The sequence below is a fragment of the Piscinibacter sp. HJYY11 genome, from assembly GCF_016735515.1.
Classification (GTDB): Bacteria; Pseudomonadota; Gammaproteobacteria; order Burkholderiales; family Burkholderiaceae_C; genus Rhizobacter.
The window spans coordinates 4,660,149-4,674,366 of sequence record NZ_JAERQZ010000001.1 but is presented as its reverse complement, the minus strand read 5'-3'; the positions used below and the strand labels follow the sequence as shown (position 1 = coordinate 4,674,366).

General features: G+C 70.0%; 16 protein-coding genes. 9 read left to right on the top strand and 7 right to left on the bottom strand.

Annotated elements, in window-relative coordinates; all coding sequences use genetic code 11:
- Nucleotides 1–6 precede the first annotated feature (6 nt).
- From JI745_RS21895 to JI745_RS21880, 4 genes are read right to left on the bottom strand one after another with little or no spacing between them, the layout of a single operon-like run.
- Nucleotides 7–714: a molybdopterin-dependent oxidoreductase gene (locus tag JI745_RS21895; RefSeq protein ID WP_201811794.1), complete on the bottom strand. Its 708-nt coding sequence runs from the start codon at nt 712–714 to the stop codon at nt 7–9.
- Nucleotides 711–2,075 (bottom strand): SDR family oxidoreductase, encoded by a 1,365-nt coding sequence (locus JI745_RS21890; RefSeq protein ID WP_201811792.1) that lies wholly within the window; start codon nt 2,073–2,075, stop codon nt 711–713. Before JI745_RS21890 ends, JI745_RS21895 begins: the two co-directional genes overlap by 4 nt.
- On the bottom strand, nt 2,072–2,542 hold the full coding sequence (locus tag JI745_RS21885; protein ID WP_201811790.1) for a thiol-disulfide oxidoreductase DCC family protein: 471 nt from the start codon (nt 2,540–2,542) through the stop codon (nt 2,072–2,074). Before JI745_RS21885 ends, JI745_RS21890 begins: the two co-directional genes overlap by 4 nt.
- 53 nt (nt 2,543–2,595) lie before the next feature.
- Nucleotides 2,596–3,177, bottom strand: a complete 582-nt coding sequence (locus JI745_RS21880; protein ID WP_201811788.1) for a GbsR/MarR family transcriptional regulator — start codon at nt 3,175–3,177, stop codon at nt 2,596–2,598.
- 284 nt (nt 3,178–3,461) lie between these two features.
- Between JI745_RS21880 and JI745_RS21875 the strand changes: the two genes are divergently transcribed.
- The 8 genes from JI745_RS21875 (at nt 3,462) to JI745_RS21840 (ending at nt 10,458) form a co-directional block, all read left to right on the top strand.
- Nucleotides 3,462–3,962: a type II secretion system protein gene (locus tag JI745_RS21875; protein WP_201811786.1), complete on the top strand. Its 501-nt coding sequence runs from the start codon at nt 3,462–3,464 to the stop codon at nt 3,960–3,962.
- Nucleotides 3,963–4,000: 38 nt separating this feature from the next.
- Complete coding sequence (locus JI745_RS26840) at nt 4,001–4,438, top strand: type II secretion system protein (RefSeq protein WP_201811784.1); 438 nt, start codon at nt 4,001–4,003, stop codon at nt 4,436–4,438.
- Between the two features lie 44 nt (nt 4,439–4,482).
- The gene (locus JI745_RS26835; RefSeq protein ID WP_201811782.1) at nt 4,483–4,968 is read left to right on the top strand and encodes a prepilin-type N-terminal cleavage/methylation domain-containing protein; all 486 of its coding nucleotides are present in this window, start codon (nt 4,483–4,485) and stop codon (nt 4,966–4,968) included.
- The gene (locus tag JI745_RS21860) at nt 4,922–5,557 is read left to right on the top strand and encodes a prepilin-type N-terminal cleavage/methylation domain-containing protein (protein ID WP_201811780.1); all 636 of its coding nucleotides are present in this window, start codon (nt 4,922–4,924) and stop codon (nt 5,555–5,557) included. Before JI745_RS26835 ends, JI745_RS21860 begins: the two co-directional genes overlap by 47 nt.
- A 2-nt stretch (nt 5,558–5,559) precedes the next feature.
- On the top strand, nt 5,560–6,396 hold the full coding sequence (locus tag JI745_RS21855; RefSeq protein ID WP_201811778.1) for a type II secretion system protein: 837 nt from the start codon (nt 5,560–5,562) through the stop codon (nt 6,394–6,396).
- Nucleotides 6,393–6,797, top strand: coding sequence for a hypothetical protein (locus tag JI745_RS21850; protein WP_201811776.1), 405 nt, complete (start codon nt 6,393–6,395; stop codon nt 6,795–6,797). Before JI745_RS21855 ends, JI745_RS21850 begins: the two co-directional genes overlap by 4 nt.
- Nucleotides 6,794–9,355 (top strand): DUF6701 domain-containing protein, encoded by a 2,562-nt coding sequence (locus tag JI745_RS21845; RefSeq protein WP_201811774.1) that lies wholly within the window; start codon nt 6,794–6,796, stop codon nt 9,353–9,355. Before JI745_RS21850 ends, JI745_RS21845 begins: the two co-directional genes overlap by 4 nt.
- An 80-nt stretch (nt 9,356–9,435) precedes the next feature.
- Entirely contained in the window at nt 9,436–10,458 is a 1,023-nt protein-coding gene (locus JI745_RS21840; RefSeq protein ID WP_201811772.1) for an endo-1,4-beta-xylanase, read from the top strand.
- Here JI745_RS21840 and JI745_RS21835 read toward each other — a convergent pair.
- From JI745_RS21835 to JI745_RS21825, 3 genes are read right to left on the bottom strand one after another with little or no spacing between them, the layout of a single operon-like run.
- Nucleotides 10,404–11,216, bottom strand: a complete 813-nt coding sequence (locus JI745_RS21835) for a DUF429 domain-containing protein (protein ID WP_201811769.1) — start codon at nt 11,214–11,216, stop codon at nt 10,404–10,406. The two genes, JI745_RS21840 and JI745_RS21835, sit on opposite strands and share 55 nt — an antisense overlap.
- A gap of 7 nt (nt 11,217–11,223) precedes the next feature.
- Complete coding sequence (locus JI745_RS21830; RefSeq protein ID WP_201811767.1) at nt 11,224–12,105, bottom strand: DMT family transporter; 882 nt, start codon at nt 12,103–12,105, stop codon at nt 11,224–11,226.
- A 5-nt stretch (nt 12,106–12,110) separates the two neighbouring features.
- Entirely contained in the window at nt 12,111–12,992 is an 882-nt protein-coding gene (locus tag JI745_RS21825; RefSeq protein WP_201811765.1) for an EamA family transporter, read from the bottom strand.
- Nucleotides 12,993–13,045: 53 nt separating this feature from the next.
- Here JI745_RS21825 and JI745_RS21820 point away from each other — a divergent pair, with 53 nt between their 5' ends.
- Nucleotides 13,046–14,080, top strand: a complete 1,035-nt coding sequence (locus tag JI745_RS21820; protein WP_201811763.1) for an asparaginase — start codon at nt 13,046–13,048, stop codon at nt 14,078–14,080.
- Nucleotides 14,081–14,218: the final 138 nt, after the last annotated feature.

Here is a 14,218-nt window from a genome sequence, read left to right as displayed (position 1 = left end):
GCGCCCTCAGCCGCCCTCCTGGCCGGCCCGCTGGCGGACGGCTCGCGTCGCACGCTCGAACCGCGCCACCGTCATCCCGATCACCGGCCTGAACAGCCAGCGTGCGAGCCACGCAGGCAGCACGCGGCTGCGCTCCTCGAGCGCCACACGCGCGCGGTCGTGCGACATGAAGGCCGGGCCGATGGGTGTCACCTCGTCGTGCGAGCGCAGCAGCTCCAGCGACTTGAGGTGCTTGACGTTCTTGTAGCCGTAGTGCCCGGGCGCCACCAGGCGCAGCGGCGCGCCGTGCTCCAGCCCGAGCGGGCGGCCGTCGAGCCGGTCGGCCAGCAGCACGTCGTCGTGCAGCAGGTCCTCGAGGCACATCTCTGCGCGGTAGCCATCGAGCGAACGGAACTGCACCCACTGCACCTCGGGCGCCGCACCGCCACGTGCTTGCAGGACGGCGCGGTAGACGTCGGCGAAGCGCCAGCCGCCCCACAGCAGGCCGCGCCGGCTCCAGGTGGTGACGCAATGGAAGTCGCTGCGCTGCTCGACGCGCGGCAGCGTGGCGAGCAACTCCTCGGTGAGCGTGAGCGGCGTCTGCATCGCCCCCCGGCACGCCACCGCGACCGGCTCGTGCTCGAAGGGGCCGCGCTCGGCAAAGGCGGTCATGCCGAAACGCGGGAAGTCCTCGCGGGCCCGCTGCCCGTGCGGCCAGGGTCGTGGCGCGCTCATGACAGCCTCGCCACAGGAGCCGGCGCCGCCGCAGGCCTCGAGCCGCGGGCCGTGGGGTCGCGCCGCGCCTCGCTCGCACGCGCCGACGGCGCCGAGAGCCATAGCAGCACGATGAGCGCGAGCACCGGCAGGTTCTTCACCAGCGGGCCGCAGTGGTCGAGGGTGAGCTCGGGCATGTTGAGCGCCGCGGTCAACGTGTAGCCGAGCACCGCCACGGCCTGCAACGCCATGCCCCAGGGGATGGGCTGGCGCAGGGCCAGCACGCCCAGCACGGTGTTGAGGCTGCACGAGAACACCAGCGCCGCCACGCCCCACGGGCCCTCGAAGCCGCATCGCGCCATCAAGGCCAGCACGCCCGACTCGTGGGGCAGCAGTGCGCTGATGAGCGCGGTGTAGAGCCACATGAAGGCGAGCGACAGGCGCGCGATCCACTGTGCCGCCGGGCTGAGCTGCACGCGCAGGTCAACCAGCGGCTGCGGCGCCGTGACCTTGAGGCCTTGCGCCATCGTCGTGGGCTGGCGGCCGAGCAGGCGCGGCAGCGCGTTGTCGGCCGGGGTGTTGCCACGCTCCAGCAGGCGCAGCGTGTCGCGGCAGTACACCTGCTGCGGCAAGGCCTCGGCCGCCAGCGCGAGCAGCTGCATCAGCGACCTCGGCACCGGCAGCCACAGCGCATCGCCCAGCCCTTGTGCGCGGCGGTACGCCGCGAGCATGTCGCGGTAGGTGAGCGGTGCCGGCCCGCCGAGCTCTTGCACCGCGCGCATCTCGCCCTTCTGTTCAATGAGGCGCGCCACCGCCTCGGCCAGCTCGTACACATGCAGTGGCTGCACCTGCTGCGCGCCCCGCCCGGGCAGCGCGATGACCGGCAGGCTCGCCAGCGTGGCGAAGAGGGCCCCGCTCTGGCTGCGCGGGCCATACACGAGCGAGGGCCGCAGCACCGCCCAGTCGACCGGCAGCGAGGCCAGCGCATCGTCGGCCATCAGCTTGCTGCGCAGGTAGGGCATGGCCAGCGCCTCGGCATCGCCGGCCACGCCGAGCGCCGAGACCTGCAGCACCCGGTTCACCCCGGCGAGCGCCGCGCCGCGGAAGAGCTCGACCGGCCCCTCGGTGTGCACGCGCTCGAAGCTCTGCCCCTTGGCCGGCATCAGGATGCCCACGCAGTTGACGACCGCCTCGATGCGCTCGCGCCGCAGCGCCTCGGCCCAGCGCTCCGGGCTGCGCGGCTGCATGTAGTCGACGTGCATCGTGTGCCGGCCGTCGACCGCCCGGCGCGAGCCCTCCACCACCGCATGGCCGCGCGCGCGCAGCGCATGCACCACGGCCGCGCCGACGCAGCCGGTCGCACCACTCACCAGAACTCTCATCGTGTCCTCCCTTCGTCTTGATGGACCGTGCAGGTGCCGCCGGAGCACTGCCGCATGCGGCGCGCCATCTGCCACGCCCGCAGCGCCCGCACGCCGTCGATCAGCGGCGCCGCGGCACGAGAGATCGTGCGGCGGTGGCGCGCGAACACGCGGTACGCCACATCGGCCGGCCCGCGCAGCGGCCCCCAGCCGACAGGGCGCATCACCCAGCCCAGGTCCACCGCCTCGTAAGCCAGGCGCAGCACCTGCACGCCCTTCATCAGCTGCCCATCGGCCCGCAGCGCGTGGATCTCGGCGTCCATCGCCTCGAGGCTTGCGCCAAAGGGCGTGGGGTCGAAGCCCGGTGCGCTGATGTCGACGAAGACCAGTCGCCCGGCGTCGTTGCGCGCGCGCAGGTGGTCCATCTCGAGCGCACACACCGGGCAGGCGGCGTCGTACAGCAGGGTCAGCGGGTAGATGGCACTCATGATCCGTCCAGTAATTTCAGTCAAGACAGAAATGTTGGGTCAAAAAATTTTGGTCAGGGCCCGAGCAGGTGGGCGGGCGTGACGGCGGGGGCTTCGGTGGCCGCAGCAGGCTCCTCGCGGCCGAGCAGCTTCTTGACGCGGGCGCCGAGCTTGAGCACCTTGCTCAGGGTGTCGGAGTCCAGGCGCAGCATCTCGTCGCTCCAGGCGGTGAGGGTCTGCAGGAACTCGAGCGTCTCGCGGATGCGCAGCTTGGCTTCGGCCGGGTCGCGGCTGATGGCGGGGTCGTTCAAGAGTTCGGTGAGCACGGCGATCGTCGGTGCGATCTCGCGCCGCTGCCGCTCGCGGATGACAGTGCGGGCCAACTCCCACACCGAGATGGAGGTTTCGAAGTGGTCGCGCCGGTCACCGGCGATGTGGACCAGGCGCACCAGGTTCCAGCCCTGCAGCTCGCGGATGCTGTTGCTCACGTTGGAGCGCGCGACACCCAGCGTGTCGGTGATCTCCTCGGCATGCATCGGCCGGCCGGTGATGTAGAGCAATGCGTGGATCTGCGCCACCGTGCGGTTCACGCCCCAGCGCGTGCCCATCTCGCCCCAGTGGAGGACGAAACGTTCGAGGGTCGGCGACAGGTTCATGAGGCCACTCTAGGCACGCGAGTTATTTCTGTCAATACAGAAATTCAAAGCGGCAAGTCGGCCAACACCTTGGGCGACGCGAAACCCCCTTCGAGCGTCGAGTGCGTCACGAACCGGGCCGCTTTGCGATTCAAGAAGCGAGCAAGCACAACCGATAGACCGAGCAGACCGTGCGGGGGCCACGTGGCGCCGGTGCGGAACAGGCCGTGGTTTGCACTGTTGTTCGAAAGAGCGCCAGCGCGCCGTCCACGGACGATCAAGGAATGTACGGACCGAGCACCCCCATGAAGGGCATCACGCTGATCGAACTGAGTGTTGCGCTGAGCATCCTGGCCATCCTGGCCGCGGTGATGCTGCCGCGCATCGCCGAGTTGCAGCGTGCCGTGCGCGTGGGTGAGCTGCGCTACCTGCACGGCATCGTCAGCACGCGGGTGACGCTCGTCAACATCGCCGCCAAGCTGCGCGCCGGTGCACCCGACGCCCGGGCCTGCGCTGGCGGCGCCACGGCAGACAACCAGATCAAGGGCACCGGCACCGTGTGCTCGGAGCACGGCCTCGTGGCCACGCTGCACGGCTACCCGGTCGCCAGCCAGACCCTCGGCAACCTCGGCGTCAGTGCCGCCGAGATGCCGGCGGACCGCTACCGCGTCCGCGCGCACGACGGCCGGGCCGTCTTCATGCGCGCCGACGCCAAAGAACCCGAAGCCTGCAGCTTCACCTATTCCCAAGCCCTGGACGCCACGACGGCGGCGGCCATTTCTGTCCCCGTGGTATCCGGATGCTGAGCCGTTTGCATCCCTCGCTCTTTCTCTAGGAGATCTTCATGAACAAGCAACGTGGTTTCACCCTCATCGAACTCGTGGTGGTCATCATCATCCTGGGCGTCCTGGCCGCCGTGGCCGTGCCCAAGTTCACCGACATGTCGACCGATGCACGCAACGCCGCCACCAAGGGCGTCGCGGCGGCCATCTCGTCGGGCTCGTCGCTCAACTACGCCGCCAAGGCCGCTGGCAATGCCGCTGCCGTCACGGTCAACGCCGCCAACGTCTGCACGGCTGCCATCCTCGGCAACTTCGTCGTGACCGGCAACGGTGGCGTGACGCTGGCTGCCGCCGCACCGGCCTCCCCGACCGACAACGACTTCGTCGTGGCCGGCACGGGCGACTGCAGCGGCACCGCCACCTCGGCCACCTGCACCGTGCAGGCCGCCAAGGGCACCGGCAACGCCGTCATCAGCAGCACGGTCTTCTGCGCCCGCTGATCCGGCGCCAGGCCTCGCCTGCGAGCGAGGCCGCCCCAGCAGCCATGCGCTCGCAAGCCGGCTTCACGCTGGCCGAGCTGGTCATCGTGATGATCGTGACGGGCATCCTGGCGGTCGTCGCCGTGCCCCGCATGCTCGACATGGACCCGTTCTCGGCACGCGGCACCCGCGATTTCGTGGGGGCCGCGTTGCGCTATTCGCAGAAGTCGGCGATCGCGATGCGGCGCAACGTGTGCGTGACGGTCGCGGCCACGCAGCTGACCATCACCTACGCCACCGCGAGCGGCGCCGACCAGGCCTGCGCCGCCGGCAACGCGGTGCTCAACCCAGGCAACAACCTCGCCTACAGCCACGCCGACAACGCCCTGCCGAGCAGGGCGCCAGTGTCGACGCCCACCAGCGTGATCTTCGACGCGCAGGGTCGGCCGCTGTCGGCCCCGTCGACGCCCCGCACCACCGCCCTCACGATCTCGGTGACCGGATATGCCACGCCACTCACCATCGAGCCTGAGACCGGCATCGTGCGCTGACGCCAGGCGCGAGCGCGGCCTGTCGCTGATCGAGCTGGTGGTCGCCATCATGATCATCAGCGTCTCGCTCGCGGGCGTGCTCATGGTCTTCAGCAACAGCGTGCGCAAGAGCGCCGACCCGATGGTGCGCAAGCAGGCCGTCGCCATCGCCGAAGCCATGCTCAACGAGGTGCTGGCTCAACCCTTCACCTACTGCGACCCGCAGGACACAGCCAACGAGGCCGCCACCGCGCCGACCAACACCGCGGCGTGCACCGGTGGGGCCGCCGGCTCGCAAGACAAGGGCGGCGGCGCACTCGGCCCGCAGCCATCGACCGAAGGCCGCTTCAATGCCACCAACCCGTTCGACAACGTGGCCGACTATGCCGGCTACGCCACGAGCGGCGTCATCTACGGCATGGACGACGGCAGCAACCGGATCGTCGCGCTCGACGGCTACTCGGTCTCGGTGAGCATCACCCGCGCCGGCGCGACCTTCAGCCTCGCGGCCGATGCCGCGCTGCGTGTGGACGTGCAGGTCACCGGCAAGGGAGAGACCATCACGCTCACCGGCTACCGCTTCCGGTACGCACCCAACAGCATCGGCTGACCATGAAGCGCCGATGCTCCCTCCACCACGCACGCGGTTTCACCCTGCTTGAGGCCGTGGTCGTGATCATGCTGACCGGCATCGTCGGCGTGATGGTGTCGACCTTCGTGCGCCAGCCCATCGACGCATATGTCGACCTCGGCCGCCGTGCCGAGCTCACCGACGCGGCCGACCTCGCCCTGCGCCGCATGGCCCGCGAGCTGCGCACGGCGTTGCCGAACAGCGTGCGCGTGGACGCGAGCGGCACCTACATCGAATTCCTGCCGGTGAGGTCGGCCGGCCGCTACCGCGCGGCGCTGAGCACCACCAACACCGGCAACATCCTCGACTTCGGCTCCAGCAGCGACAACAGCTTCGACGTGCTGGGGCCTGCCGTCACCGCGGTGGCCGGCGATCAGCTGGTGGTGCACAACCTCGGCCTGCCCGGCGCCGATGCCTACGAAGGCACCAGCCGGCGTGCGCTCACCACCACCGGCACGAGCCTGTCGTCGCTCGGCTACACGCTCGGCGGCACGCAGTTCGCCTACGCCTCGCCGAACCAGCGCTTCCACATCGTCGGCACGCCGGTGAGCTTCGGCTGCGCACCCTTGGCAGGTGGGGCCGGCAACCTGCGGCGCTACGCGGGCTATGCGATCGCCAACACGCAGCCGACGTCCACCCTTTCCAGCCAGACCGGCGTCAACAACGTGCTGCTCACTAACTGGGTGGCGGCCTGCTCGTTCACCTACAGCGCGAGCGCCACCACGCGCAATGCCGTGGTCACGCTGCGGCTCACGCTCACGAGCGGCGGCGAGAGCATCACCCTGCTGCAGCAGGTCCACGTGGAGGGCTCGCCATGACGCAGCTCCGGCGCGACCAGGGTTTCGCCATGGTGTCGGCCATCTTCCTGATGGTGGTGCTGGCGCTGCTCGGCGCCTTGATGGTCTCGATGTCGAACACCCAGCAGACCAGTGCGGTACGCGACACGCTGGGCACCCGTGCCTACTACGCGGCCCGCGCCGGCATCGAGTGGGGCGCCTACCGGGCGCTGCAGGGCGGCAGCTGCCTGGCCTCGGCCGCGCTGCCCGGCGCCGTGGCAGCCACCGGCTTCTCGGTGCAGGTCACGTGCAGTGCGACCACCCACAACGAAGGCGGTGCCGACTTCAGCGTCTACCAGATCACCTCCACCGCGAGCACCGGAACGCTGGGCCAGCACGACCACGCGGAGCGCCAGCTGCAAGCCGTGGTGAGCACGCCATGAAGCGCCTGCCCCGCCTTCTTGTCGCGGCCGCTCTGGCATGGCTGATCGGCATGCCGGCCTTGTCGTGGGCCCAGACCTACACCGCCACGGCCAACGCCACGACGCAGGCCCTGTACCCGTGGATCGACATCAGCACCACCGGCACCCAGGTGCCGCTCGCCGACGACGGTGTCTCCGGCGACCTCGCGCTCGGCTTCAGCTTCACCTTCGGGAGCACCACCTACACCACCGTGAACATCACGGCCAACGGCATGCTCCAGTTCGGCACGGCCACGTCGGGCGGCTATCAGAACAGCGCGCTGCCGCTCACCGGGAGCAGCGGCGAGCCGAACATCGACGCGGCCATGCTGCCGCTGTGGGACGACCTGAACCCGGACGGCGACGGCAGTTTCATCCGCTACCGCAGCATGGGGGTCAGCCCCAACCGCGTCTTCGTCGTGTCGTGGCTGGCAGTGCCCTACTACTGCTCGAACAGCGGCGCGACCTGCAACAACGGGCACAACCAGACGCGGACCATCTTCGCGACCTTCCAGGTGCAGGTGCACGAGCAGGGCCACTTCGTGTACCGCTACGGCGCGGTGGACGGCTCGGGCGGCACGCACACCTCGGGCCCCACGATTTCCAACCCGCTGGGCGCGACGGTCGGCTACGAGCTGACGAACGCCGACTACGCGCAGTATTCCTATCGCAGCGCCAGCGTGCCCAACAACACGACCATCCTCTGGCAGCGGCCCGTGGTCGCGACGACCCCCGGCGGTTTCAACGCCTTCGACACCGGCACCGCGGCGGGCAGCATCACCGGATTCATCCGGACCAAGGTGGCGGGCACGGCGTTCGACCTGGCGGTGGTCGCGCTCAACAGCACCCGGACCGCCGTGCTCACCACCTTCACCGGCGACGTGCGGGTGGAGCTGCTCGACACCAGCGACAACAGCGGCACGCTGAACACCACCACCGGCTGCCGCTCCACCTGGACCAGCGTGCTCTCCACCAGCACGCTCAACTTCGCGACCGGCGATGCCGGGCGCGACAACATCTCGCACACGCAAAGCAACAGCTGGCGTGACGTGCGGCTACGCGTCAGCTACCCGGCCACCGGCACCGCGACCGTCATCGGCTGCAGCACCGACAACTTCGCGATCCGACCGTCGAGCTTTGCCGCCTTCTCCGTCACCGACACCAACAGCAGCACCGCCGGCACCACGCGCACGCTCGCCAACACGAGCCTCACCGGGGGCAACGTGCACAAGGCCGGCCAGCCCTTCACCGTGCGCGCCACCGCGGTCAACAGCAGCGGCGTGACCACCACCTCCTACAGCGGCACACCCGCGGCATCGATCACGCACTGCGCCGCAGGCACTGCCTGCGGCGGCACGCTGGGCACACTGAGCTACAGCCCCACCAACAGCAGCGGCGTGCTCACCGCCAGCAACGCCACCTACTCGGAAGGTGGCGCCTTCAACCTGCAACTGGTCGACACCAGCTTCGCCGCGGTGGACGCCTCCGACGGCTCCACCCCCGCGGAGCGATACATCACCTCGGCCACGCAGTCGGTCGGCCGCTTCGTGCCCGACCATTTCGACTTCACCGTCACGGCCACGCCGCAGCTGCGCACCTTCGGCAGCACCTGCACATCGCGCAGCTTCACCTACTTCGGCCAGCCCTTCGGCTACGCCACCTTGCCGCGCGCGACCGTGACCGCCCGCAGCGCCGGCAATGCGCTGGTGACCAACTACCCGAGCAGCAGGCTCGGTGCGCTGCAGGCCACCCTCACCAACTACACCTTCGCCCCGGCGACGCAGACGCTCGACCTGGCCGGCACGACCGCCGCAACCTCCACCTACGTCAGCAGCGGCACGGCCGACGTGCAGGCCACCAGCACCGGTCACACCCTCACGGTGAGGCGCTCCACCACCACGCCGCAGAGCGTGCTGGCAGAGGCCGGCTACAGCATCTCGGTAGACTGGGTGGTCAGCGACCCCTCCGAAACGCTGGCGGGTGTCAGCGGCAACGAGACCATCAGCGGCACCCAGAGCTTTTCCGACATGGCGTTCGACACGGCGAGTCATGAATTCCGCTACGGCCAGCTCAGGCTTGGCAGTGCCTACGGCAGCGACCTCGTTGCGCTGGCCGTGCCACTGGAAACGCAGTACTGGAACGGCACCAGCTTCGTCCCCAACACCGCCGACCACTGCACCACGCTCGCGACCAGCAGCGTGTCGCTGGCCAACTTCCGCGGCGGCCTCGCGGCCTGCGAGACCGCCCCGTCGGCCACCAGCATGAGCTTCAGCAGCGGCCGCGCGGCCATGCGGCTGCAGGCCCCGGGCAGCGGCAACGCCGGCAGCGTCGACGGCACGGTGCAGCTGGGCGCCACCATCACGGCCGGCGCGGTGCGCTGCAGCGCCATCGGTGCTGCCACCTCCGGAGCCGTAGCAGCCAACCTCCCCTGGCTGCAAAGCAAGGCCCCCGGCGGCACCACCTTCGACCAGAACCCGAGCGCCCGCTTCAGCTTCGGGCAGCACAAGTCGCCCCTGATCCAGTTGCGCGAGATGTACTGATCCAGGGCCGCTGCGACAGGCGGGCTTTGGCATGATCGCCCCCGACACGGCATGAGCCGGCACACCGGAGGCAAGACATCGTGGTCCAGTTCGAGCGACTCAGACACACCCTCGCGCCGCACCTCGCGGCGGCATCGGCCTGCGCCGTGCTGATCCTGGGCGTCGGCATGGGCCTTCCGGCGGCCGCCGCGCCGCAGAAGTTCCTCGGCAACATCATCGCGGCCCACATCCCGCCCAACTTCAACACCTACTGGAACCAGATCACGCCCGAGAACTCGGGCAAGTGGGAAAGCGTGGAGCCGGTGCGCAACCAGATGAACTGGACCAGCCTCGACCTGGCCTACCAGCACGCCCGCAAGCACGGCTTTCCGTTCAAGCAGCACGCCTTCGTCTGGGGCAGCCAGGAGCCGCGCTGGATCGGCGACCTCTCCGACAAGCAGCAGGCGCGCGAGGTCGAGGAGTTCATGCGCCTCTATTGCAAGCGCTACCCCGACACGCAGTACATCGACGTCGTCAACGAGCCGCTCAGCAAGCCGCCCTCGTATGCTGAAGCGCTGGGCGGCGTGGGCAAGACGGGCTGGGACTGGGTCATCTGGTCGTTCCAGAAGGCACGCCAGCACTGCCCCTCGGCCAAGCTCCTCATCAACGAATACAGCATCATCGACAACGCGGGCCGGCTCGGGCTGTACGTCGGCATTGTCGAGCTGCTGAAGGCGCGCGGGTTGATCGACGGCGTGGGCATCCAGGCGCACCACTTCAGCATGGACACGGTCAGCACCGCCACCATGCGCACCAACCTCGACGCCCTGGCGAAGACCGGCCTGCCGATCTATGTGTCGGAGCTCGACATGACCGGCGACGACGACACGCAGCTCGCGCGCTACCGCGAGAAGTTCCCCGTGCTGTGGACCCACCCCGCCGTGGCCGGTGTGACGCTGTGGGGCTACATCGAGGGCCAGACCTGGAAACCTGGCACCTACCTCGTGCAGGACGACGACGTGGAGCGGCCGTCGATGGTGTGGCTCAAGGAATACGTGCGCCAGAACCCTCAGGCGGTGACGATCCAGCCTTCCAAGGGGTCGGCACCCGCCGGCAAGCCGTGATCCGGCTGGAGGCTCGCCCACGCGGCCTGCAGCAGGCACAGCACCGCGTCGAGCGCGTCGCCTGAGGCGTCGGCCACGAGCGCGTCGCGCTGCGCATGCGACACGCGCAAGCGCAGGCCGAGGCGGCTGCGGCCCTGTTCCAGCGCGTCGAGGAGGTCCTTGCGGGCGATCAGGCGCTCGGGCGTCTGCTTGGCCTTGTCGTCGCTCTTGTACGAGCGGCGCGCGATCAGCTCGCGGGCCAGCAGGCCCGGGTAGCCTTCGACGGCCACGCGCAGCGGGTCCCCGGCGTGCAGGCCGGGCAGGTGCACGCCCGCGTCGAGCAGCAGGGGCACGCCGGCATGCATCATGAACGCGACCGGCGGGTTGACCCACTTCATCGAAGGCGAAGAACCGGCGGGCTCGTCGCAGGCGCGGTGGGCGAACTTGTTGCCCGCGGGGCGCGCATCGCAGAAGGCCGCGAAGGTGTCGCGGATCTCCTCGCGCGAGAGCGCCGCGTAGTGCCGCATCAAGGGCAGCCACTCGGTGGGCCAGCCCAGCGCCAGCACCAGCTCGCGCGGCAGGCCGAAAGGGAAGTCGCAGGCCGCGAGCCAGGGGCCCGGCGTGCGCAGCCACTCTGACAGCGCCTCGAAGCTCTCGTGCAGGTCGAGCCGGGTGAGCCTCACCACGCCGTGCTGCAACTCGCCGAGCGCCACCGTGACGGGCTTGCGCTTCGTCGGCCGGCTGGTGAAGTCGATGCCTGCGAGTTGCATGGTCGTCATGTTCCCATCATCCGAGCGCGAGGCCTGCGACACCGAGGCCGATGCACACCGCGCCAGCGATGCGCAAGCCGCGGTCGCTTTCGCCCAGGAGCTTGCCCCCCAGCAGGGCCGCAAACAGCATCGACATCTCGCGCGCCGGTGCCACGTGCGACAGCGGCGCGATCTTCAGCGCGTACAGCACCAGCAGGTAGGCCGCCGGCGCCATCAGGGCGATCAGCAGCGCGTGCTTCCACTGCGCTCGCGCGGCGGCCATGAAGGCCGGCACGTCATGCAACGCGGCCGGCATGTGCATGGGCAGGCGCACCACGTTGCACAGGAAGATGAAGAGCACCGGCTGCATCGCCAGCACCTTCATGGCATAGCCGTCGATCAGCGTGTAGGCGGCGATGCACAGCCCCGTGGCCGCACCCCAGCCCACGCCGGCGACCACACGCCGGCGCTGCGTGGCGTCATGCGCCTTGGCCCACACGGCCGTTCCGCCGGCCACGAGGAAGATGCCCACGATCACCAGCAGCAGCCCCACCCCGCCGAACCACCCCATCGACTCGTCCAGCAGCAGCAGCGCGCCGAGCGATGCGAGCAAGGGCCCCGTGCCACGCGCCACCGGGTAGACCACGGTGAGGTCGCTTGCCGCATAGCCACGCAGCAGCGTGTGGAAGTAGACGAGGTTGGCCAGCGCGCTCGCCACGATCGCCGCCCACTCGGCCCAGCCCCAGCGCGGCACGGCGTCCCAGCCGAGCCACAGCCCGAAGGGCGACCACAGCAGCACCTGGAAGCCGGTCAGCAACAGCGAGAAGCGCGCATCGCCGCCGGCCTTCTTGGCGACCACGTTCCACAGCGCATGCAGCAACGCCGCGGCGACGACGAGCCCGAGTGCGACAAGCGACATGCCGCTCAGCCCAGCGCCAGCCCGGCCACGCCGAGCGCGATGCACAACGCGCCCGCGACGCGCAGGCCGCGGTCGCCTTCGCCCAGCAGCTTGCCGCCGAGCAGCGCGGCAAACAGCATCGACACCTCGCGCGCCGGCGCCACGTGCGACAGCGGCGCGAGCTTCACCGCATACAGCACCAGCACGTAGGCGAGCGGGCTCACGATTGCGACGAAGAGCGCGTGCTTCCACTGCGTGCGCCAGGCGGTCATCAGCGCCTCGGGGTTGCGCAGTGCGCCGGGCAGCATGAACGGGATGCGCGCCAGGTTGCCGAAGTAGTCGATCAGCACCGGCGAGATCAGCCACACCTTCACCGCGTAGCCGTCGATCAGCGTGTACCCCGAGATGAGCAGCCCCGTCATGCCACCCCACCACACGCCGGCCCTCACCCGCTCGCGCTGCTGCGGGTCGTGCGCCTTGGCCCACAGGCCCGGGCCGCCAGCGATGAGGAACACGCCACCGGTCACCGCCAGCACCCCCAGCACGCCGATGCCGCTCATCGTCTCTCCGAGCAGCAGCAGCGCGCCGAGCGAGGCCACGAGTGGCGCCGAGCCGCGCGCCACCGGGTAGACCACGGTGAGGTCGCTGGCCGCATAGCCGCGCAGCAGCACATGGAAGTACAGCAGGTGCACGACGCCGCTCGCCACGATCAGGGCCCACTCGGCCCACCCCCAGCGCGGCACGGCGTCCCAGCCGACCCACAGGCCCACCGGCGCCCACACCACCACGATGAAGCCCGCCACCAGCAGTGCGAAGCGGCCATCGCCGCCGGCCTTCTTGACCACCACGTTCCACAGTGCATGCAGGAGAGCGGCAACGAGGACGAGGGCAAGCGCGGCAGCGGACATGAGGCTCGGGATTGTGCCTGTGGGGGCTCTGCGATCCGGCTAGAGTGCGCCGCATGAACCCCATCCTGGTCAACGTGCTGCGTGGGCGCTATGTCGAGTCTCGCCACCGCGGCGCGTTTGCCGTGGTCGACGCGGAAGGCACGGTCGTGGCCGAAGCCGGCGACATCGACCGGCCGATCTATCCCCGCTCGGCCGTGAAGCTGCTGCAGGCGCTGCCGCTGGTGGCCAGCGGCGCGGCCGAGCGTTTCGGCCTCGGCGATGCGGAGCTTGCGATCGCCTGCGCGTCGCACAACGGCGAGGCCGCACATGCCGACACCGCGGCCGGCATGCTGGCCAAGGCCGGACTGGACGTGAACGTGCTGGAGTGCGGCGCACACTGGCCGGCGTACGAGGCGGCCGGCCGTGCGCTCGCGCAAAGCGGCCAGCAGCCGAGCGCCTTGCACAACAACTGCTCGGGCAAGCACGCCGGCTTCGCCTGCCTGGGCTGCATGCTCGCGGGCCGGGAAGACCCGCGCGGCTTCCTGCTCGGCTACACGCAGCCCGGACACCCGGTGATGCGCGAGGTGAGCGCCGTGCTGCAGGCCACCACCGGCTTCGACCTGCGCGATGCGCCGCAGGGCATCGACGGTTGCTCCATCCCCACCTATGCGATCCCGCTGCGGCGTCTGGCCCTGGCCTTTGCGCGGGTCGGCACCGGCGTGGGCCTGTCGCCCGGGCACGCCATCGCCGCGCGGCAGCTGCGCGGTGCCATCGCCCGCGCGCCCTTCATGCTGGCAGGCACCGGCCGCTTCGACACCCGCGTGATCGAGCGCCTGGGCGAGCGTGCGTGCCTGAAGGTCGGCGCCGAAGGGGTGTACTGCGCCGCCCTGCCCGAGCTGGGCCTCGGGGTCGCGATCAAGATGGACGACGGCAACAACGCGCGCGCCGCCGAGGTGGCGATGGCAGCCACCATCGAAGCGCTGCTGCCGCTGGAAGGCGACGACACCGCCTTCATGCGTGGCCTGAGCGAGCCGGTGCTGAAGAACTGGAACGGGACAGAGGTCGGCCAGCTCGCGCCCACCGAGACACTGCGGCGGCTGAGCGCCTGAACCACCGGCCGAGTGCGTGCCAGGCGGCGTCGAGCGCCTCGTCGCGCAGCGCATGGGCCCGGCGCACGGCGGCTTGCTTGAGAAGGTCTTGGTCGAGGGATGGCATGGCAATCTCCTGAGGGTGAAGCCACTCTAGGC